The sequence below is a fragment of the Microbacterium profundi genome (genome assembly GCF_000763375.1).
GTDB classification, from domain to species: Bacteria; Actinomycetota; Actinomycetes; order Actinomycetales; family Microbacteriaceae; genus Microbacterium; species Microbacterium profundi.
The window spans coordinates 1,427,608-1,446,776 of record NZ_JPSY01000001.1 but is presented as its reverse complement, the minus strand read 5'-3'; the positions used below and the strand labels follow the sequence as shown (position 1 = coordinate 1,446,776).

General features: G+C 66.7%; 19 protein-coding genes. 2 read left to right on the top strand and 17 right to left on the bottom strand.

The window, feature by feature from the left end:
* Position 1: 1 nt before the first annotated feature.
* Genes ehuA through ehuB form a run of 4 tightly spaced genes read right to left on the bottom strand, consistent with a single transcriptional unit; the run spans position 2 to position 3,098 of the window.
* The gene (ehuA, locus tag JF52_RS0106815) at positions 2 to 763 is read right to left on the bottom strand and encodes an ectoine/hydroxyectoine ABC transporter ATP-binding protein EhuA (protein ID WP_033105539.1); all 762 of its coding nucleotides are present in this window, start codon (positions 761 to 763) and stop codon (positions 2 to 4) included.
* A 37-nt stretch (positions 764 to 800) separates the two neighbouring features.
* Complete coding sequence (gene ehuD, locus JF52_RS0106810; RefSeq protein WP_033105538.1) at positions 801 to 1,466, bottom strand: ectoine/hydroxyectoine ABC transporter permease subunit EhuD; 666 nt, start codon at positions 1,464 to 1,466, stop codon at positions 801 to 803.
* Complete coding sequence (gene ehuC / locus JF52_RS0106805) at positions 1,463 to 2,197, bottom strand: ectoine/hydroxyectoine ABC transporter permease subunit EhuC (protein WP_052166820.1); 735 nt, start codon at positions 2,195 to 2,197, stop codon at positions 1,463 to 1,465. The genes ehuD and ehuC overlap by 4 nt, the downstream gene beginning before the upstream one ends.
* Before the next feature lie 10 nt (positions 2,198 to 2,207).
* Positions 2,208 to 3,098 (bottom strand): ectoine/hydroxyectoine ABC transporter substrate-binding protein EhuB, encoded by an 891-nt coding sequence (ehuB, locus tag JF52_RS0106800; protein ID WP_033105537.1) that lies wholly within the window; start codon positions 3,096 to 3,098, stop codon positions 2,208 to 2,210.
* 238 nt (positions 3,099 to 3,336) lie between these two features.
* On the opposite strand from ehuB, the gene JF52_RS0106795 reads away from it, so the two are divergent.
* Positions 3,337 to 4,098 carry a GntR family transcriptional regulator gene (locus tag JF52_RS0106795; RefSeq protein ID WP_160175043.1) on the top strand — a complete coding sequence of 254 codons (762 nt, stop codon included), beginning with the start codon at positions 3,337 to 3,339 and terminating at the stop codon, positions 4,096 to 4,098.
* A 12-nt stretch (positions 4,099 to 4,110) separates the two neighbouring features.
* On the opposite strand, the gene JF52_RS0106790 is transcribed toward JF52_RS0106795, so the two are convergent.
* The 7 genes from JF52_RS0106790 to JF52_RS0106760 form a co-directional block, all read right to left on the bottom strand.
* Positions 4,111 to 6,771 carry a penicillin acylase family protein gene (locus tag JF52_RS0106790; RefSeq protein ID WP_084595643.1) on the bottom strand — a complete coding sequence of 887 codons (2,661 nt, stop codon included), beginning with the start codon at positions 6,769 to 6,771 and terminating at the stop codon, positions 4,111 to 4,113.
* Positions 6,772 to 6,979: 208 nt separating this feature from the next.
* A complete protein-coding gene (locus JF52_RS0106785) occupies positions 6,980 to 8,848 on the bottom strand; it encodes a YhgE/Pip family protein (protein WP_033105536.1) in 1,869 nt (622 codons plus the stop codon).
* Positions 8,845 to 9,513, bottom strand: a complete 669-nt coding sequence (locus tag JF52_RS0106780) for a hypothetical protein (RefSeq protein WP_200880964.1) — start codon at positions 9,511 to 9,513, stop codon at positions 8,845 to 8,847. Before JF52_RS0106780 ends, JF52_RS0106785 begins: the two co-directional genes overlap by 4 nt.
* 17 nt (positions 9,514 to 9,530) lie before the next feature.
* Positions 9,531 to 10,151 carry a TetR/AcrR family transcriptional regulator gene (locus tag JF52_RS0106775; RefSeq protein ID WP_033105535.1) on the bottom strand — a complete coding sequence of 207 codons (621 nt, stop codon included), beginning with the start codon at positions 10,149 to 10,151 and terminating at the stop codon, positions 9,531 to 9,533.
* A gap of 132 nt (positions 10,152 to 10,283) precedes the next feature.
* Positions 10,284 to 11,717 (bottom strand): argininosuccinate synthase, encoded by a 1,434-nt coding sequence (gene argG, locus JF52_RS0106770; RefSeq protein ID WP_033105534.1) that lies wholly within the window; start codon positions 11,715 to 11,717, stop codon positions 10,284 to 10,286.
* A 75-nt stretch (positions 11,718 to 11,792) separates the two neighbouring features.
* The gene (locus JF52_RS0106765) at positions 11,793 to 12,230 is read right to left on the bottom strand and encodes a PIN domain-containing protein (RefSeq protein WP_268238572.1); all 438 of its coding nucleotides are present in this window, start codon (positions 12,228 to 12,230) and stop codon (positions 11,793 to 11,795) included.
* On the bottom strand, positions 12,193 to 12,423 hold the full coding sequence (locus JF52_RS0106760) for an AbrB/MazE/SpoVT family DNA-binding domain-containing protein (protein WP_229702722.1): 231 nt from the start codon (positions 12,421 to 12,423) through the stop codon (positions 12,193 to 12,195). Before JF52_RS0106760 ends, JF52_RS0106765 begins: the two co-directional genes overlap by 38 nt.
* A gap of 62 nt (positions 12,424 to 12,485) precedes the next feature.
* Here JF52_RS0106760 and JF52_RS0106755 point away from each other — a divergent pair, with 62 nt between their 5' ends.
* Complete coding sequence (locus tag JF52_RS0106755) at positions 12,486 to 13,190, top strand: ZIP family metal transporter (RefSeq protein ID WP_033105532.1); 705 nt, start codon at positions 12,486 to 12,488, stop codon at positions 13,188 to 13,190.
* Between the two features lie 557 nt (positions 13,191 to 13,747).
* Here JF52_RS0106755 and JF52_RS0106745 read toward each other — a convergent pair.
* The 6 genes from JF52_RS0106745 to JF52_RS0106720 are packed head-to-tail and all read right to left on the bottom strand — an operon-like array spanning position 13,748 to position 19,165.
* Positions 13,748 to 14,845, bottom strand: a complete 1,098-nt coding sequence (locus tag JF52_RS0106745) for a hypothetical protein (protein WP_033105530.1) — start codon at positions 14,843 to 14,845, stop codon at positions 13,748 to 13,750.
* Positions 14,839 to 15,627: a hypothetical protein gene (locus JF52_RS0106740; RefSeq protein WP_033105529.1), complete on the bottom strand. Its 789-nt coding sequence runs from the start codon at positions 15,625 to 15,627 to the stop codon at positions 14,839 to 14,841. Before JF52_RS0106740 ends, JF52_RS0106745 begins: the two co-directional genes overlap by 7 nt.
* Positions 15,624 to 16,811, bottom strand: a complete 1,188-nt coding sequence (locus tag JF52_RS0106735) for a vWA domain-containing protein (protein ID WP_084595641.1) — start codon at positions 16,809 to 16,811, stop codon at positions 15,624 to 15,626. The genes JF52_RS0106740 and JF52_RS0106735 overlap by 4 nt, the downstream gene beginning before the upstream one ends.
* Positions 16,808 to 17,794, bottom strand: coding sequence for a VWA domain-containing protein (locus tag JF52_RS0106730; protein WP_033105528.1), 987 nt, complete (start codon positions 17,792 to 17,794; stop codon positions 16,808 to 16,810). Before JF52_RS0106730 ends, JF52_RS0106735 begins: the two co-directional genes overlap by 4 nt.
* Positions 17,785 to 18,276, bottom strand: coding sequence for a hypothetical protein (locus tag JF52_RS0106725; protein WP_033105527.1), 492 nt, complete (start codon positions 18,274 to 18,276; stop codon positions 17,785 to 17,787). The genes JF52_RS0106730 and JF52_RS0106725 overlap by 10 nt, the downstream gene beginning before the upstream one ends.
* Positions 18,263 to 19,165, bottom strand: coding sequence for a DUF58 domain-containing protein (locus tag JF52_RS0106720; RefSeq protein ID WP_033105526.1), 903 nt, complete (start codon positions 19,163 to 19,165; stop codon positions 18,263 to 18,265). The genes JF52_RS0106725 and JF52_RS0106720 overlap by 14 nt, the downstream gene beginning before the upstream one ends.
* Positions 19,166 to 19,169: the final 4 nt, after the last annotated feature.

Here is a 19,169-nt window from a genome sequence, read left to right as displayed (position 1 = left end):
CTCAGAGCACGGCGGAGAGGAAGTCCCTGGTCCGCTGCTCCTGTGGGTTGCTGAAGATGTCCTCCGGCTTGCCCTCTTCGACGATGCGTCCGCTGTCGAACATGAGCACGCGGTTGGACACGTCGCGCGCGAACTGCATCTCGTGCGTCACGATCAGCATGGTCACGTCGGTCTCACGGGCGACATCGCGCAGGATGTTCAGCACCTCGCCGACCACTTCCGGGTCGAGCGCACTGGTGACCTCGTCGAGCAGCAGGATCTCGGGCTCCATCGCCAGCGCCCGAGCGATCGCGACGCGCTGCTGCTGACCGCCGGAGAGCTGGGTGGGGTGAGCGTTCTCCTTGTCGGGAAGGCCGACCTTTTCGAGCAGCGCGCGGCCTCGCTCGATCGCTTCCTTCTTGGAAAGACCGAGCACGTGCACGGGTGCCTCGATGATGTTCTCGATCACCGTCATGTTCGGGAACAGGTTGAACTGCTGGAAGACCATGCCGATGCGCTTGCGCATCTCGTTCTTGTGCTTCTCCTTCAGCTCGACCCGCTTGCCGCCCTGCGAGTAGTGCGTGAGCGGCTTGCCGTCGATCAGGATGTAGCCGTCGTTCGCCTCCTCCAGCGTCATGACGAGGCGGAGGATGGTCGTCTTTCCCGAGCCGCTCGGGCCGATCAGTGTCACTCGATCCCCGCGCCGAACGGTGAAGTCGAGATCGTGCAACACGACGTGGTCGCCGAATCGCTTCTCGACCTTGTCGAAGAGGATCGCCGGCATCTCGCCGTCATCGAGCGTGATCGCACCGGTATGGGTGTCAAGCGGTGGTGTACTCAAGACGTTTCTCCAATCGCCTGGCCAGCAGCGAGCTCAGAAGGCTTGCGACCAGATAGATGAGTCCGGCGATGATGATCGCCTCGACGAAGCGGAAGTTCTTACTGCCGTACAACTGCGCCTGGCGCACCATTTCGACGACGGTGATGACCATGAGGAACGGAGTGTCCTTGAACATGGAGATCACGTAGTTGGCCAGGGCCGGCAGTGTGGAGCGCAGCGCCTGGGGGATGATCACGGCTGTCCACGTGCGTCCGGGTGACATCGACAGCGCCGTCGTCGCCTCCCACTGGCCGGGAGGGACCGCATCGATTCCGGCACGGTAGACCTCGGCCATGTACGTGGCGTAGTGGATACCGATGATGATCGTTCCGAGCACGAGAGGCGGGACAGTCGTGAACACGTAGTACGCGAAGAGCAGCTGCACCACGAGCGGGGTCATGCGCACGAAGTTCATCAGCAGAGTGATGACGGCGGCGACAGGACGCGGTGCCGTGCGGCGGCCGAGCGCGATCACGAGCCCGAGGATGGCGGCGATGATGCTGCCGATGATCGTCACGACCAGCGTGACCGTGAGGAATTTCTCCAGGATGTCGGGGAACGCCGCGATGGCGTGGTCCCAGCTCCAGAAGCTGTTGTCGTCGTTCATGCGGCTTGACCTGCCCCCTTCATGTCGGGGACCGGAGTGGTGGTGATGGAGTCACGCCACTTCCCGCCCTGCCCCAGACGGTGCTTGGCACGCGTCTCGAGCGCGTTCATGCCCAGCGTGAGCAGGTAGGCGATCGCGAAGTAGATGAGCAGACCGAGACCATACGCGAAGTACACGTCGGTCTGCACGCGCAGCTTGTTCAGCTCGGCTGTGAGGTCGACGATCGTGATCAGGTAGACGACCGCAGTGCCCTTCAGCAGCTGGATCAGCAGGTTGTTCAGAGAGGGGAGCATGAGCGCCCAGGCCTGCGGGAAGATCACGCGCCACATCCGGTGCGTGCGGGAAAGGCTCAGCGCCGTGGTCGCCTCCCACTGGCCGGCCGGCACCGAGTTGATCGAGCCGCGCACGACCTCGGCACCATAGGCGCCGTAGTTCAGGCCGAGGGCCAGGATGCCGGTGAAGACGGCGGGCATCTCGATCTCGAAGGGCGGCAGCGGCAGCACGAAGAAGAAGAAGAAGAGCTGCACGAGCAGCGAGGTGCCGCGGAACAGCTCGATGACGACGCGCGCGAAACCGCGCAGCAGGACGTTCTCGAATCGTGCCAGCAGCCCGAGGCCGATGGCGACGACGATCGCCAGGAGGGCGCCGCCTGCCGTCAACTGGAGTGTGATGAGCACTCCGTCGAAGAGTTGGGGCAGCGCCCTCCAGAGCGCTTCGAAATTCTCAGTCACAGGAGTCGGATCAGCCCAGCTCGCCGGAGCAGAGCTGCTCGGTGGTCAGGTCGGCCGGGGGAAGGTTCTCAGCGGTGAAGCCGAACGGCTCGACCAGGTCGAGGTACTTCGTCTCGTCGCCCGTGATCTTGGCGAGTTCCTCGTTGTAGGCCTCGAGCAGCTCGGTGTCGTCCTGACGGAACACCGTGGCACCGGCGCCGATCTGCTCGACCCCGTCGATCTCCTGCACGAAGGCCTCGGTGGTCTCGACGTCATCCATGCCCTCTGTCATCCAGTTGAGCGAGACCGCGGTCAGGGTGAACGCGTCGGCGCGACCGGACTGCACGATCTCGATACCGGCCTGGGCGCTGTCGACCGGCACGGTGTTCGCGATGCCGAGATCGGTCGCGTAACCCTCTTCGATCGCCCCGGACTGCACCGCGAGAGTGACGTCGCCGGCCGCGGCGACCGAGTCGAGGTCGCTGAGGTTCTTGGGGTTGCCCTTGGGGACGACGAGGGTGGTTGTGTACATGATCTCGGGATCGCTGAACGCGGCCTCTGCGCAGCGCTCAGGGAGGATCGACATGCCGGCACTCACGGCATCCCAGCGGCCGGCGTTGAGCCCCGGGATCAGTGAGTTCCAGTCGACTTCCTCGACTTCGATCTCGTCGATGCCGAGATTCTTGAAGATCTGCTCGTGCATCGCGATGGTCGCGCCGGTCGGCTCGCCGTCTTCCACCCACGAGTACGGCTGCTCGGAGGCGATCGCAAGTGTGATCTTGCCCTCTTCCTGCGCCTTCTCGAGCGTGTTCATGCCCTCGGTGTCGTTGCCGCCCCCTGCTGAGCACCCGGCGAGAAGGCCGAGCGTCAGGGTTCCGACGGCGGCTGTGGCGATGCCGATCCGTGTCGTTCTCTTCGTCATGATGTCCTCGCGTTCCGTATGAGTTCCGTATCCGGGCGCTCTGCACGGGCGCCGTTGACCGTGCCCCAGACTATGGAATCTGTCGATGGATGTACAGTCAGGCGCGCTGATTGTCGACAAGTATACAAAAACGTGATCATGAGGCAGACTGAGGAATCCTGACTCGACTTCGCAGAATGACGCGGAGGATCGACAATGAGATGTTCGCGGTTTCGCGCGACGGCTGGAAGGGATGCACATGGCTTCACACACCCCTCGCGCGGTTTCGCCGATCTCGATGGTGCGCGTCGCTCGACCGTCGACCGTCGACCTCATCACCGCCGAATTGCGCAGTGCCATCTTCACCGGAGCGCTGCCGGTGGGCAGCCCCATCGGTGAGGTCGAGATGTCGTCGCAGTTGGGGGTGAGCCGCAGTCCGCTGCGGGAGTCCACGCAGCGACTCGTGCAGGAGGGGCTGCTCACCGCGTCCCCGGGCCGCGGCATGCGCGTGAGCATGATCGGACCTGAGCACGTCGCCGACGTGTACGACGCACGGCTCGCGATCGAGGGCCAGGCGGTGCGCCTGATCATCAGGTCCGGCGCCGCGTCGGTGCTGGACAGGCTTGAGCGCGCGTACGATGCCCTGGTCGCGGTGAGCGAGGGGACGGATGCTCGCGCCATCGGCGATGCGGACATCGAGTTCCACCGGGAGCTCGTCGACTCGGCCGGCAGCCGCAGGCTGACGCAGTACATGGCGACGCTCGCGATCGAGACCCGTATCGCCAGCTTCAGCGACCCGGGTGGCTATACCGTGCGCCGTTCTGTCTCCGACACATATCGGCAGCTGCTCGACGCGCTCGCCGCGGGCGACGTGGCTGCGGCTTTCCTCGCGCTCGAGCAGCAGTTCGCCGAAGCCGTCGACCGGCTGACCGGCAAGGACGACGATGTCGAGACGGTCGAGACTCCCGCCGACGTGGAGCCGCCCGCGATCGGACCGATCGAGATCACTGAAGAGGTCTGAGCGCGCTGGTGCTCAGCCCTTCGGCCGGAGCACCAGTGTGTCGACGGTCGCCTCATCCACGGCATCCGCAGTGAACGCCCACGGCGTCTGGATGCCGCGTGACCAGTTCTCGGTCTGATCGACGTAGTGCGGGTGGAACGCATGTCCGGAAGCACCGGTCAGCTGATTCCACGTCGAAGCGTCGAAGTCGGACAGGTCGATCACCATCCGCATGGATGGCACAGTGGTCGTCGCATATCCCTCACCGAGCTCCCAGCCCGTGGCATTGACGACAGAGGGTCCGCCGCCGACGGGATAGGGCCCGCGGTTGAACAGTGCTTCGATCGGGGCGATTCCGGATGAGCCGAGGGTCGCGTTCTTCAGGGTGATGGCGTGCAGGCTGCCCCAGTTCCAGCGCGAGACGGCCGAGCCCTGCAGCCCGGCGAGCTCGGTGTAGGCCTGTTCGGCGGAGAAGGCGAGCATCTCCTCCATGCCGGAGACGTCGAGCTTCTCGTTCTTCCAGAGCGGGTCGGTCGGGTCGTCGAGCAGTGCGGAGACCACCGTGAACAGGCGGGCCTGACCGTCGTGCGGCAGCGGCTTCTCACGCTGCTCGAACAGGTTCAGCACCAGGTTCGACCACAGCACGTTCGCGTAGGCGGCCGCCGCTGAATCCGCGTTGTTCTGCGCGTCCCAGGTGCGCAGAAGTGCGACGGCTTCTTTCGGGCCGGTGCCCTCCACCTCGATGTCGGCCATGATCGCCGCGAGCTTCTTGCCTATCCACATCTCGTTGTCGTTCTGGATGTCGCGCATGTCCTGCGCGGTGAGCGGTGCTGCCGCAGCGCGGCGTTCGATCATGTGGGTGATCCGAGCCGCACGGTAGCCGTAGTCCCAGTCGCGGGAGAGGAAGCGGTCGTAGTCGTCCGTGACGATCGCGTTGTTCGCCGTGACGATGTAACCCGAGCTCGGATTGTAGGAGACGGGCAGCTCCTCGAAATCGATGAACCCGGTCCAGTCATAGCTGCTGTCCCACCCGGGCTGCGGGAGCCATCCGTCGCCTGCGCCCCGGATCGGCAGGCGGCCGGGCGCCTGGTATCCGATGTTGCCCTCGACGTCGGCGTAGATCAGGTTCTGCGCCGGCACATCGAACAGCGATGCTGCATACCGGAAGTCGTCGAAGTCCTGAGCCGTGGCGAGAGCGAAGATCGCGGTCGCGGTGCTGCCGGCATCCAGCGCCGTCCAGCGCAGGCTCACGGCGTACTCACCCGAGAGTGCCGCTGACGCATCCGTCTCTCCCTGGGTGAGCGCGTCGCCGTCTGCCGCGACCTGACCGTCGGCGACGGCGGTGAAGTCGTCGGTGAGGCCGGAGATGATCGGACCGTGCACTGTCGAGCGGATCGTCAGATCGATGTCGTCTCCGCCGGCCACCTTGACCGTCTCCTCGCGCACGTCGAGGGGCACCAGTGCCCCGTCGCGCCAGTACTCATCGCCGTCGACCTTCTCGATGTAGAGGTCGGCGACGTCGGTCGTGAGGTTCGTGAAGCCCCAGGCCACCTGTGCGTTGTGGCCGATCACGATGCCAGGCAGGCCGGAGAACGAGAAGCCTCCGACGTCGAACGGGCATTCGTCGGTGACCGCTGAGCACCGCAGCTGCACCTGGTACCAGACAGACGGCAGCGATGACCCCAGGTGCGGATCATTCGCCAGCAGAGGCAGCCCACTCTCGGTGAGCTCGCCGGAGACGACCCATGAGTTCGAGCCGATGCCCTCGCCGACATCTCCGATCAGCATGCTCGCCGCCGCGACGACGCTGTCGGCCTCCTGCCATTCGATCGTGGACACCGCGGTCTGCACCTGCGAATCCTCGGTCGTGCCTGTTTCGGTCGAGAAGGCGGCGGGCGCGGCATCCGTTGCCGCTTCCAGCGCGGGCACCGTTGAGAGCTTGGGCACGATCACCGGGTTCTCGTCGAACGGATATGCGGGGTAGAGCTGTTCGAGCAGTTCCACGCTCTCGGCCGGGGCCGTGGGGTCTCCGACCTCGGCGATCAGCAGCGCGCGCTCGGTCTCGTCCTCGATGTTGGTGCGGAGGTCCCAGGCCATCGCCTTGAGCCACGCCACTGAATCGGCGGGCTCCCACGGCTCGACCTCGTAGTCGGGGTTCTGTATGCCGAGAACGGCATATTCCAGCGAGAGGTCGGCACCATCACGCGTTTCGAGGTAGGCGTTCACGCCGTCTGCGTATGCCTGGTAGTAGGCGAGCGTGGTCTCGTCCATCGCCTCGACCTCCTGCTCGGCGACATCGCGCCAGCCGAGGGTGCGCAGGAACATGTCGGTCGGGGCCTGTGATTCGCCGAACATCTCGGCGACGCGGCCGGATGTCACGTGCCGACGGAAGTCCATCTCGAAGAAGCGGTCCTGCGCGTGCACGAAGCCCTGGGCATAGAACAGGTCGTGCGAGGAGTCGGCCGTGATCGTCGGTACGCCGAGGTCGTCGCGCTGCACGGTGACCTCTGCGGTCAGCCCATCGAGTTCGATCTCGCCGGCCGTCTGAGGGAAGGACCGCTGGATCGTCCAGACCACGAAGAAGGCCGCAGCGACCGCGATCACGAGCAGCCCGGCGACGACACCGAAGGCGATGCGCCCGATCCTGACTCCCAGACGGCGGGGTGCAGGCGGTTCGACAGGTTCGATCGTCATTGAGCGTTCTTTCAGGGTCGTCGGCGGGATCCGGTCTCACCGTTCCCAGGAGCGCGTTTCGGGACGCGCTCTGGAAGCCTAGCCCGATCGATGCGTTTCAGCACGCTGCGCGGCAGATGCCGCAGTGGGCAGCGCCGGTGGAGGAAGAGTGCGGATGCCGCGGCATCCGCACTCTCGATCGCCATTCCGCGAGCTCACCCGACTGCGCTCACCCGATCAGGCTCGGCTGCAGATCGCGCAGCGTGCGGCGATGCGTCATGCGCGTCACGCCGATCATCGCGAGCAGCAGCGCGCCGACCAGCCACATCGCAAGCACGGCCAGATCCCACCACGCACGCTGGAAGTTCCCGCCGTACATGAGCTGGCGCATCGCATCCACGACGTAGCCGAGCGGCAGCACATGGTGCAGCGCCGCGAGAGGCGCGGGGAGCGTCTGCCACGGGAACGTGCCACCCGCCGTGACCAGTTGCAGCACCATGAGCACGAGCCCCAGGAACTGACCCACCGACCCCAGCCAGACGTTGAGCGCCAGGATGATCGCCGCGAACGTCGCTGACGCGAGCACCATGACCCCGAGCGTGCCGATCGCGTTGTCGAAGCGGAAGCCGAGTGTGATGGCCAGAATGCCCATCAGGCCCACCATCTGCAGCGCCCCGAGGGCCGCGGGCGTGAGCCAGCCGGCGAGTGTGATGCGGATGGGGGAGTGCAGCGCGGTCACCGCACGGCGAGACACCGGCTTCACGATCAGGAACAGCGCGTAGATGCCGATCCAGGCCGCCAGCGCCGCGAAGAACGGCGCGAGCCCCGCGCCGTAGTCCTCGGCAGAGGCGACCTTGTCGCTCGAGATGCGGAGCGGATCGGAGATCGTGTCCGCCTGGGCCTTGCGCAACTCCGGTGTGGATGCCGGGATCTGCTCGACCCCGTTGGCCAGGCCGTCGCGCAGTTCGACGGTGCCATCGGCGAGTGTGGCGAGACCGTCGCGCAATCGGACGGCGCCGTCGTTCGCCGCGGCAGCACCGGTAGCCGCCGTGCCGGCGCCGGTCGCCACGGTGTCGGCGCCGTCGGACAGTGTGCGTGCGCTCGAAGCGAGCGTCGCCGCGCCCGCGGCGAGCTGGTCGATCCTGCCCACGGCATCCTGGACCGTCGCGTTGCCCTGCTGCAGCCGCTCTCCGAGCGGATCGAGCTTGGCGAGGACCGTGTCGATCTCCGCCTGCGTCAACCCCTGGGATGCGAGCGTGTCCGAGATATCGGTACGAATCTGCGGCAGGGTGTCTGCGGCATCCTGCACGATGCCGCCTGCCTGATCGGCGACATCGGCGATCTGCTGGTTGCCGTCGCTCACCTGCTGCGCGCCGTCTGCGAGCTGAGAGGCGCCGCTCGCGAGTCGGGCCGTTCCGCTCGCGAGCTGTGCGGTGCCGTCTGCGAGCTGTGCGGTCCCTTCGGCGAGCGTGGCGCTGCCGGCGGATGCCGTCGCCGCACCGTCCGCGAGTTGAGAGGCGCCGTCGGCTGCGTCGGACAGCGAATCGCGCACGTCGCTGAGCCCGGTGAGAAGACGCTCTGCGGCCTCGCTTCCGACCATCTTCGCGACGGAGCTGCGGATCTTCTCCACGGCCTGCGTGCCCATGGACGAGGCCAGGTAGTTGTTGGCGTCGTTGGTCTCGAGCTCGATCGTGGCCTGGTGGGGGTCCGTGCCCGAGGCTGAAGTCAGCGCCGCGGAGAAGTCGGAGGGGATCGTCACGGTGAAGTCGACGGTGCCGTCGTGCAGCGCGTCAGCCGCGGCATCCGCCTTCATCTCCTGCCAATCGAAGGCATTGCCCTCGATGAGGTTCTCGGCGACTTTCTGGCCGTAGTTCACGGTTTCGTCCGTGCCGTCGGCATCGGTGCTGGTGGCGCCCTCGTCCTGCACGACCAGCGCGACCGGCACCTCGGAGAACTTGGCGTACGGGTCCTGATTGGCCCAGAGGTAGAGGCCGCCGTAGAGGATCGGCACGCACATGAGCGCGATCAGCGCGATGATGCCCATGCGGCTCGCGGTGAGGCGCCGCAGCTCGGCGGCGATCATGGGGATGACCTTCATCGCGCGTCTCCTTCCTCGTTGGTGCTGTCAGGGATCATGGCGGTCTCGGGTCGCTCCAGCATGAGGGGCGGAATCGGCCCCGAGGCGTTGATCGCCTCCAGCTCGTGCATCCGCTCGAGTGCCACGGCCGCTGAGCCGCCGATGATGACGAGCATGGCGTAGCCGCGGTCGGCGAACTCCGATGCGATGCGCCACCACCCGTCAGGGCTGCCGCCGTGGCGGTCAGGCGAGACGAGCACGATCCCCTCGGTGCCCTTGCGCAGCACGGCGAGCTCGCACATGATGCGCACGCGCGCGGCCGGATCGACGTTTCCGATCGGCACCGATGCGAGTTCGGCGTAGCCGAGCTGCCTGAGCCAGCGGCGGGCATGGATCGGCGTCGCCCCTGTGCCCGCGAACATCAGCTCCTCGCCGACGACGCCGGCCACGGTGATGTCTGCGTGAGGGTCGCTCACGTCCGGAGCATCCACCAGGGCGACCGCCCGGCGCAGGCGGCGGTTGTCGATGTCGCCGTCGACTGTCACCCGACCAGTGGCTGGGGTCATCCTGCCGCTGGCGACCAGACCGAGCACGGTGGGGCGCTGCTGCGTCTCGGCGAGAGCGAAGCGCACGGCGCCGGTGTGGAACTCGAGACTCGTGGTCGGCAGCGCCTGACCCTTGCTCACTTCGTGAAGCGTGATCCTCATGCGTCGACCTCTGCCGCGACGATCTCTGGATGGGCGGCGAGCAGTGCGTCGGCTTCGCGCCAGGAGAGCCCGGCGATGCTCAGTACGGCGCGCACGGCGGTGGCCGCAGCATCCGGGCCGATCAGGTCCACGCGCACGACGGCACGGGCGGTCTCCTCGATGAGTCGGGCGAGTACGTCGCCGGGCACATCGGTGCGCATCGTGCCGGTGCGGCGCCCACGCTCCACGAGCTCCGACACGGTTCGGCGCAGCGGCCCCAGCGCGGTGCCCGTCTCAGCAACGTGCGCATCGTCGAGTGCGATGGCGGTGACGGTCTGGATGTGTGCGGCCTCGTGCCAGAGTCGGGAGGCGAGCTGGGCGAGTGCGATGCGGGTGTCGTCGTCGAGCGACTGCGCGGCGATCGCGTTGAAGCGCTGCGCGCCGATGCGGATCAGCTCGGCGATCAGGGCTGAGCGGTCGTCGAAGTGTCCGTACAGCGCGCGACGCGAGAGTCCCGCAGTACGGGCGATCAGGTCGACTGATGCGTTCGGGTCCTGCGCGAGGGCGGTGCGGGCGGCGACCAGGATGCTCTCTCGGTTGGCCTGTGCGTCGCGGCGGGGTGCGCGAGGTTCTGTCATACGACCCAGTTTACAATCTTGCACACTTATGTGCAAGATCGGTGTCTCTGGAGTGCGTGTTCGTCGCTGCCGGGCGCGTGAGACGACGGAGGGGGCGGATGCCGCAGCATCCGCCCCCTCCTGAGAAACGTGTCAGTCGGTGCCGGAGTCGAACGCCGCGCCCTCGGACGCCGTGTCGACGGCATCCGCCAGCTTGTCGTCGCCGTGCTCGACAGAGCCGGTGATCTCGGATGCTTCGCCCGCGGTGACGCGTCCGACGAGTTCGCCCGTCGCGCCGCCGACGAGGCCGAGGCTCGCGTACTGCTCGAGGCGCGAACGCGAGTCGGCGATGTCGAGGTTGCGCATGGTGAGCTGTCCGATGCGGTCGACGGGGCCGAAGGCGGCATCTCCGACTCGCTCCATCGACAGCTTCTCGGGGCCGTATGACAGGTTCGGCGAGACGGTGTCGAGGATCGTCCAGTCGTCACCGCGGCGCAGGCGGATCGTGACCGTGCCGGAGATCGTGAGGCCGACCCAGCGCTGGATCGACTCGCGCAGCATGAGCGACTGCGGCTCGAGCCAGCGTCCCTCGTACATGAGGCGGCCGAGGCGGCGGCCCTGCTCGTGGTAGGTCGCGAGGGTGTCTTCGTTCAGGATGCCGTTGACGAGGCGCTCGTAGGCGATGAAGAGCAGCGCCATGGCCGGGGCCTCGTAGATGCCGCGTGACTTGGCCTCGATGATGCGGTTCTCGATCTGGTCGCTCATGCCGAGGCCGTGGCGTCCGCCGATCGTGTTCGCCTCGTTCACCAGGGCGACCGGATCGGTGTACTCGACGCCATTGAGGGCGACCGGACGGCCGGCCTCGAACGTGACGGTGACGTCTTCGGTCTCGATCGCGACCGACTGGTCCCAGAACTTCACGCACATGATCGGGTCGACGGTCTCGAGCGAGACGTTCAGGTGCTCGAGGGTCTTCGCCTCATGCGTGGCGCCCCAGATGTTGGCGTCGGTCGAGTACGCCTTCTCGGCGGCGTCGCGGTACGGGAAGCCGTGCTCGACGAGCCATTCGCTCATCTCCTGGCGTCCGCCGAGCTCGGTGACGAAGTCGGCGTCGAGCCAGGGTTTGTAGATGCGCAGGCGCGGGTTGGCCAGCAGTCCGTAGCGGTAGAACCGCTCGATGTCGTTGCCCTTGTAGGTGGAGCCGTCGCCCCAGATGTCGACGCCGTCCTCCTTCATGGCGCGCACGAGCATGGTGCCCGTGACGGCGCGGCCGAGGGGAGTGGTGTTGAAGTACGTCTTGCCGCCGGAGCGGATGTGGAAGGCGCCGCACTGCAGCGCGACGAAGCCCTCTTCGACGAGAGCTGTCTTCGCGTCGACGATGCGGGCAATCTCGGCGCCGTACTCGAGGGCGCGGCCGGGGATCGACTCGATGTCGTCCTCGTCGGGCTGGCCGAGGTCGCCGGTGTAGGTGCAGGGGATCGCGCCCTTGTCGCGCATCCATGCGACGGCGACGGAGGTGTCGAGTCCTCCGGAGAAGGCGATGCCGACGCGCTCGCCGACGGGCAGGGACTGGAGGACCTTGGACATGGCGTCCATTCTATCGGCGCGCGGCGTGGCGCCCGTTCGGGCGACTGGATGCTGCGCCGATCGCCCGCTCGCAGGTCAGACGAGCTTCACATCGACTCCGAGTGCCTGATACGTCGGAACGGCGCGTCGGTCGCAGGACAGCAGACGGATTCCGGACTCCCGTGCGGCCAATGCGACGAGCCCGTCGTAGACGGCTCCGCCGGCGATACCGGATTCGGCGAGAATCGAAACGGCCCGGACCGATACGTGGGAATCGAGTGCGACAGAATTCGGGAAGGCTCGCTGGATCATCTCCGCGGCCCTCGGTGCTGTCACACGGGATGCTCCTGGCAGCCTGGTGAGCACTGAATACGTCTCGGCCGACGCATGTCCGGCCAATCCGCGGGTCAGATGGCGCGTCATTTCACGCAAGGTGTCGTGGCGGGGATCATCCCTCAGCATCAGCGCGATCGCTGCACTCGTGTCGAACAGAATCTCAGCGCTGGTTGCCAAGGCGCAGTTCCCGAATGTCATCATCGGTCAGGGTGGGGCCACCGGTGATGACGAGCAGGCCGTCCTTCTCGACGACGTTGTCGTGCGTCTCGACCTCGATGCGGATACCAGTGCCGTCCATGATCAGATCGACTGGCCCGGGAATCATCCCAAGACGCTCGCGCAGAGCTGCGGGGATCACGATCCGTCCTGCCTTATCCATGGTTGCCTTCATGCCATCAGAATACCATTGGAATGGTGCGGGCGACAGTGCCAGGGTGATTCGAGGAGGTGCGCATGATCCAGGCGGTGCTGTGGGGTGCGGTGGCGGCCGCGCCGCTGTTCATCGGCGCAGTGCTCGCGCTGCTGCGCAAGTGGCCGCCGAAATGGCTCGGTATCGTGCTCGGATTCGGCGCCGGAGCGCTGATGGCATCGATCGCCTTCGAGCTGTGGGAGGAGGGGCTGAACCTCGGCGGTCCCATTCCGCTCGTCGTCGGCGTCGCCGCCGGTGCCCTCTGCTACTACGTCGCCGACCGCATCGTCGAGCGCCGCGCCTCCGCTTCACAGGGGTCGGCCGGCGGCCCACTCGCGGTCGGCGCCCTGCTCGACGGCATCCCGGAACAACTCGTGCTCGGCATCGGACTGGCCTCCGGTGAAGGTGTCAGCGTCGCCCTCGTCATCGCGATCGTCGTCTCCAACCTGCCCGAGTCGATCGGCTCGGCCGCCGACCTGCTCGACGGCGGCATGAAGCGATCTCGTGTGCTGTCGCTGTGGGCAGGCGTCGCCGTCGTCTGCGCGATCGCGACGATCGCCGGCTACGCACTCGCGGATGCGGTGAGCCCCGAGTTCCGCGCCGGAGCCAGCGGCTTCGCTGCCGGAGCCCTGCTCGTCATGCTCGTCGACTCGATGGTGCCCGACGCGCAGTCCAAGGCGAAGGAGTCGACGGGCCTCGCCACCGTTCTCGGATTCGCGCTCGCCGCAGGGCTGTCGCTGGGGGCGTGAGACCGAGCATTCGGCTACTGCCTCCCGTACTTGCGGAAGGCATTCTGCTTGGACGTCCGCAACGCGACGCCGATCATGGTCCATGAATCACCGGCTTCACGAGCCGCCGCAACTGCGGAGCGAAGTCGGGCATCTGCCGTCCCGACCGCATCACGCGCTGCCGCGATCTCACGGAGGTGCCTTGCGTCACGCATCGTTCCCGTGCCGATGATGTCGATGAATGCATCGATATCTGTGTCATGGATGCGAGGTGGACTGGTCTTTGACATTGGGGGACTCCTCAGAGGAATCGATAGCGACTTGGTCGAAGTATGTCGGCGTCCGGGATTCGGTGCTTTCGCGCACTCTGCGCGATCCGAACACCGTCATCATATCGTTTACGCGTCATAATCGTCAATGTTTTGATGACGTAACTGTCTGGCCAGATTGCCCATACCCTGATTCAAGTCGTCGGTGCCTACAGCCAAAGGCACTAACGAACGATCGGTGGAGAACCACGTTGGTACTCGACCTGTGGAGTGCGAGTTACGGGTGGCGGCCACCGAAAGGGCCGCGGCTCAGGACCCGGGGTACTCCTGCATCCGTGTCTCGAACTCTTCCCGGTCGGCCTCGCTGAGCAACTGGGGCGCGAGGAAGTAGATCTGCAGCCCCTCCAGAGGCTCGCCCGTGCGGGCGCTCTGCGCCTCGCGCTCGCCGGCGAACTCTCCGGTGGGGTCGTTGGAGAGGTCGTAGAGCACGGCGTAGAAGCGCAGCGGATCCGGATAGTTGTCGGAGTAGTACTCCCACGTGTTCTGCTCACGCGGATCGGCGCTGCCGTAGAACTTCTCCTGGATGGCGTCGTCCATCCCCGACGACGGCTCATTGAACGAGTACAGACCGTACATGCCGTACTCGGTGACGACCTCTTCGATGACGTCCATCACGGCGACCTTGCGGTCGTAGTCCTGGATGGGCTCGTTCGTCATCCACGGCACTGACGTGTACTGCACCAGCATCGACTCCCCGCCGTAGCCGTTGCGCTCCGGACGGAGGTTCTCGGTACCGGCCTCGGTCCACGTGTAGCCGAACTGCGTAGACAGGCGATCGCGGATCTCGGCCAGCATCTCCTCGCTCTGCGCCCGCACCTCCTCGAGCGAAGGCTGCGCGAGGACCGTGCTCGAGGAGGTGTCCTTGATCCCGGGGTACGCCTCCTCGTGCTTCTGCTCCTCGGTCTTCTCACCTTCATAGTTGCCTGACGCCGAGGTCTGCAGCGCGCTCATCGCACCGACGGTCGCGACGTTGAGCATGAGGGTGACGATGAGAGCGGATGCCGCGAGTACCCGCCCGCGGCGTGAGAACAGTGCAGCGATCACGACGGCGAGCACGACGAGCTGCAGCGTCAGCATCGTCACGCCGTACAGCGCGTCCGTGCCGCCGGACAGCAGCGTGCCGAGCAGCACGACCGCGAAGAGGATCGCCGCGACCAGAGCGACCCAGCCGATCACGTTCGCCGGCTGTTTATCCTGCGTCGCCTCGGCCGTGCTGATCACCGGAGCGCCGGAAGGCGGTGCGGTCTGCACGCGCTTGGCGCCGTGATAGCCGCCGGGCGGCGGCACGGGAGGTGCGCCCTCGGTGCCGGCGATGTAACGCGCGCGCTGCTTCTCGGGCTCTACCATGGCTTGTCCGTCCCGCCGCCGGGGCCGTCTTCGTCGCCCTGGTTCTGCTCGCGCTCCTCGGCGCCCTGATCGAGCTTGTCCTGCAGCTCGTCGAGCTTGTCCTGGTCGGGCTGCTGCGGCTGCTCCTGCTCTTCGCCGTCGCCCTCCTGGGGCGGCGACTGCTGCTCCTGGGCCTGCTGCTGCTTCTCCTGCAGCCGATCGCCGAGTTCATCGAGGGTGTCGCTCATGCTGCGGTCGGGATCGGGGGACTGCGAATCGGCCTCTTCGCTGTTGCACTCCTCCGGCGTCTCGGCCGTGATCTGCAGCGCCTCGCCGTACAGCTCCGCCCCACCGGGTCCGTCGCCCCCGTTGACCGCAGCATCGCCTTGGCGTTCGATCACGATCGCCAGGTTCACCCGCACCGCGCACACCTCGAGGCCGTGAGCCAGGGGCAGAGCCTCTTCGAGCTTCACGCGAGCACCGTCGAGATCTTCGGATCCTGCCAGCGCGGTGCCGACGTTGTACGGCGCCTTGTACGGCTCGAACCAGTTCAGGAACTCCTGGCCCTCGGCCGCCGCCGTCGAACCCGCGTAGTCGGCGACGACATAGGTCGTGATCGCCTGGTGTGCGAACGCGTACATGCTCAGCAGCTTGCCGACGAACAGCAGAGCCGCGATCGTGAGGGGCAGGGTCCCGATCAGGGCCCAGCGGCGGATGCGCCGGCGTCGACGGTTCGCCGCGAGCAGAGCGGCCGCGGCATCCGCCTGCGTCGGTGCGCCGGACTGTGCAGGTGCATCCGTCATGCGTCACCTCCGGGCTGCTGGTCACGCGGGGGGACGCTTCGACTCGCTGGCGCTCGCTCAGCGCGTTTCGTCTCGCTTCGCTCGCTCAACGACCCGGGGGCGGCGCGTTTCGTCTTGCTCAACGACCCGGGGGTAGGGTGCTCGGGCCGGGTGGCGAGGCCGCGCATCTGTGCGATGAGGATCGTGGCGCGGGCGATCTCGACACCCAGCAGCAGCACCATCACGAGGGCGAAGATCCAATACAGCTCGATGACATTGCCGACCGACCCCCCGATCCCTGAGCCTGTCGAAGGGTCGGTGTAGTTCGTGGTCGTGGTCGGCGCTTCCGGGAGCTCGATGTCGGCGTCGGCGGAGCGCAGCTGGTACGGCACGCCGAGGTCGTCGGCGATCGTCTGCAGGTTGCTCTCGTCGATCACCGACATCGCCTGCTCGCCCTGATACTCGATGTAGTCGCCGCCCTCTTCGGATGCCGCGAAGCTCCCGGAGGTGACCTTCATCGGGCCGCCCTCGCTCGTGCCGTAGCCGAGCACCGCCCCACCGTCGGTGAACTCGGCACTCGCCGAGAACGACTCGGGTTCGGTGCTGACGGTCTGCTCGCCGTCGCCCAGGTAGAACACCATCCGCGAGCGGTCGGGCGACGCCTCGGCTGCCGCCTCCAGTGTCTCCTCGACCATGGCACTCGCGATGCCGATCGAGCTGCCCCGCGACTGCGCGGTGACCTCGGGACGCAGAACCTCGAGCGAGGAGATCAGTGCCGTGGCATCGGTGGTCAGCGGGAGCCGCAGCTCGGCGGCCGCGTCGAAGCTGATCAGCGCGAAGCGCGCCCCCGGGTACTCGTCGACGATCGACTGCACGTCGGCGCGTACGCCGTCGAGCCTCTGACCGTCGCCGTCCCAGTCCTCCGCCACGATGCTCGCGGTGGTGTCGACGACGATGAGGATGTCGGTGTCTGTTGCGAGGGTCTCGGTCGCGCCTCCTGGAATGCCGGGGCGCAGCAGCATCATGAAGCAGGCCAGCAGCATCAGCAGTCGCAGTCCCCAGATGACCGGTGGGGCGCCGGTGCCGGCATCCGCTGAACCGGCCTGAGGACGCACCGCCTTCACCAGCATCCAGACGACGACGAAGGCGACCGGTGCGAACAGCAGCACCAGCAGGAAGATGTTGAGTACGGGTTGGAAGATCACAGTCTGACCCTCCACAGCAGCACCACGAAGCCGAGTGCCGCGACCAGCAGCACGGCGATCCATGGGTTCGGGTTGTCGGTCCACACGACCTGCGCCTGACCGCGCAGCTCTGTGGCCTCCTGCTCCTGCACGTCCTTGATGATGTCGGAGACGGTCGTGGTGTCGCGCAGGCCGTATGCCTTGCCGCCGGTCGCCTCGGCGGCCGCGACGAGTTCCGCACTGATGTCGGTGTCGACGCCCTGCACCGGGTTGAGCGCGAAGACGCGCACACCGGCGGATGCCGCATAGTTCGACGCCTCCTCGAGAGTCACGATCGAATCGCCGTTCACCTCGTTGTCGGTGGCGAGGATGATCGAGCGGGAGCGCTCGTCATCCTGGTGATCGAAGCGCATGGCGCACGATGCGAGACCGTCGCCGATCAGCGAAGCGCCTGGTCCGTTGAGCGTGCCGATCCAGTGCTCAGGGATCTCCTCCATGTAGTCGAAGCTCTCCCTGATGCTCTGCAGATGCGTGCGGATGAAGTCGTAGTCATCCGTCAGCGGGAAGATCTGCACGGGTGAGCTGTTGAAGATCGTCAGGCCGATGCGCTCGCCCTCGAACCCGTCGAGCAGCTCCTCGAAAACGCTGAGCACCTCGACATCGACCTCACTCATCGACCCCGAGACGTCGAGGCAGAGCATGATGTCGCGGCTGGTGTTGACCGGTTGGATCGTTTCCGAAGACATCGGCCGCGCTGCGACGATCCCACCGACCACGCTGGCGAGAACTCCCAGAGTGAGCACGCCGACCAGAGCGATGGTGCGGCGCCGCACCGCATGCTGGAACGACGGCAGTGCGCGCAGCCGCTCCGCCCGTGCGATTGGGGCGCTCTGCTGTTCGCGGTGGCGGGTATTCCGGCGCAGGCCGATGAGAAGTCCGACGCCGATCGCGATCACGATGACGGCGACCGCGATGGGGATGACCCACCAGTTCGCTAGTGCCATGAGCCGACCACCTTGTGCGCGGCCTCTGCGCCGGCGACCGGATCGACCGCCGGCCCCTTGCGGAAGATGCTCGGGTAGTAGTGCCGCTGCAGCGCATCGATCAGCGCCGGCGGCACACCGAGCCGTATGAGATCGTCGAGGGCGAGCACCGGGGCTTCCAGGCCGCTGTACTCGTTGACGAACGTGCGCACGACGCGGCTGAGTTCGAGATTGGCGTGACGGGCCGTGAGCGACCCGCCTCGGTAGTCCGCCTCGATCTGCGCGATGCGCTCGTGATACTCCTGCCGCAGTTGCGTGAGCACATCGGCGGTCAACGGCACCGATGTCTGCGTGTCGCCGTACAGGACCATGCCGCGTCGAGGCTTCGTGAGGAAGAGCAGTAGCCATGCGCCGAGGATGAGCAGCGCGATGATGCCGAGCGCAAGCAGCATCCATCCCCAGCCGTACTGCGCGGGAGGGTAGAGCTCGTCAGTTCCTGACATCGGCCCTCCGGTTCAGCATGCGCAGCAGCTGAGGCACCGCGTCATCCTGAGTCTCGAGGGCGGTGTGGCTGATCTCGAGGCGATCGAGCAGCTCGTTCAGTCGCGCGGTTTCCGCCTGCGTCTGGGCGATGAGTTCGCCGAGCACCTCGCGGTCGCCGTGCACGAAGTCGGGAACCGCCCAGCGGGTGTTCACGTCGGCGCGCTGCCGTGAGCTCGGGTCCCTGAGCCTCTCGAAGGGCAGCACGGGGTCCGCGTCGCGGAGCGTGACCCACAGCACGTCGTGCTGCACTCGCAGGCGGCGCAGCATCCGCTCGGTGTCATCGGTGATCGGCGCGTCGTCGGTGATGATCACGACGATGCAGCGGCGCGCGATCGTGCGCGCGACATAGGCGAGAAGAGCATCGCGATCGCTGGGCGCGCGGCCCTCGGTGGTCGCCTGGTCGATCGTGCGGAGGGCGTGCTCGAGGGCGCCCTCGCTTCGCCCTGGTGCCCGCCGGCGCACGCGCTCCGCATCGCCGTGGACGATGCTGAAGTCGTCACCATGGCGCAGGGCGAGGATGCCGAGAGCCCCGGTGGCGAGGATCGCGAGGTCCTTCTTGGGCTTCTCATCGTGGGCGAGCGCCGTCATCGAGCGCCCGGTGTCGACGACGAACAGCACGGTGTGCATCCGGTTCGCGCGGTGCCGCTTCACGAGTGGAGTGCCCAGGCGTGCGGTGGCGCGCCAGTCGATGTCGCGCACCTGATCGCCGTACTCGTACTTGCGCAGGTCCTCGAAGTCGAGGCTGCGCCCGTGCAGCAGCGACGCGTAGGCGCCGTCGAGCGCGTGCATCGACTTCTGCGACGAGTGGATGAAGAGCTTGCTCTTCACCTGTGTGATCAGGCTGGCCATCAGC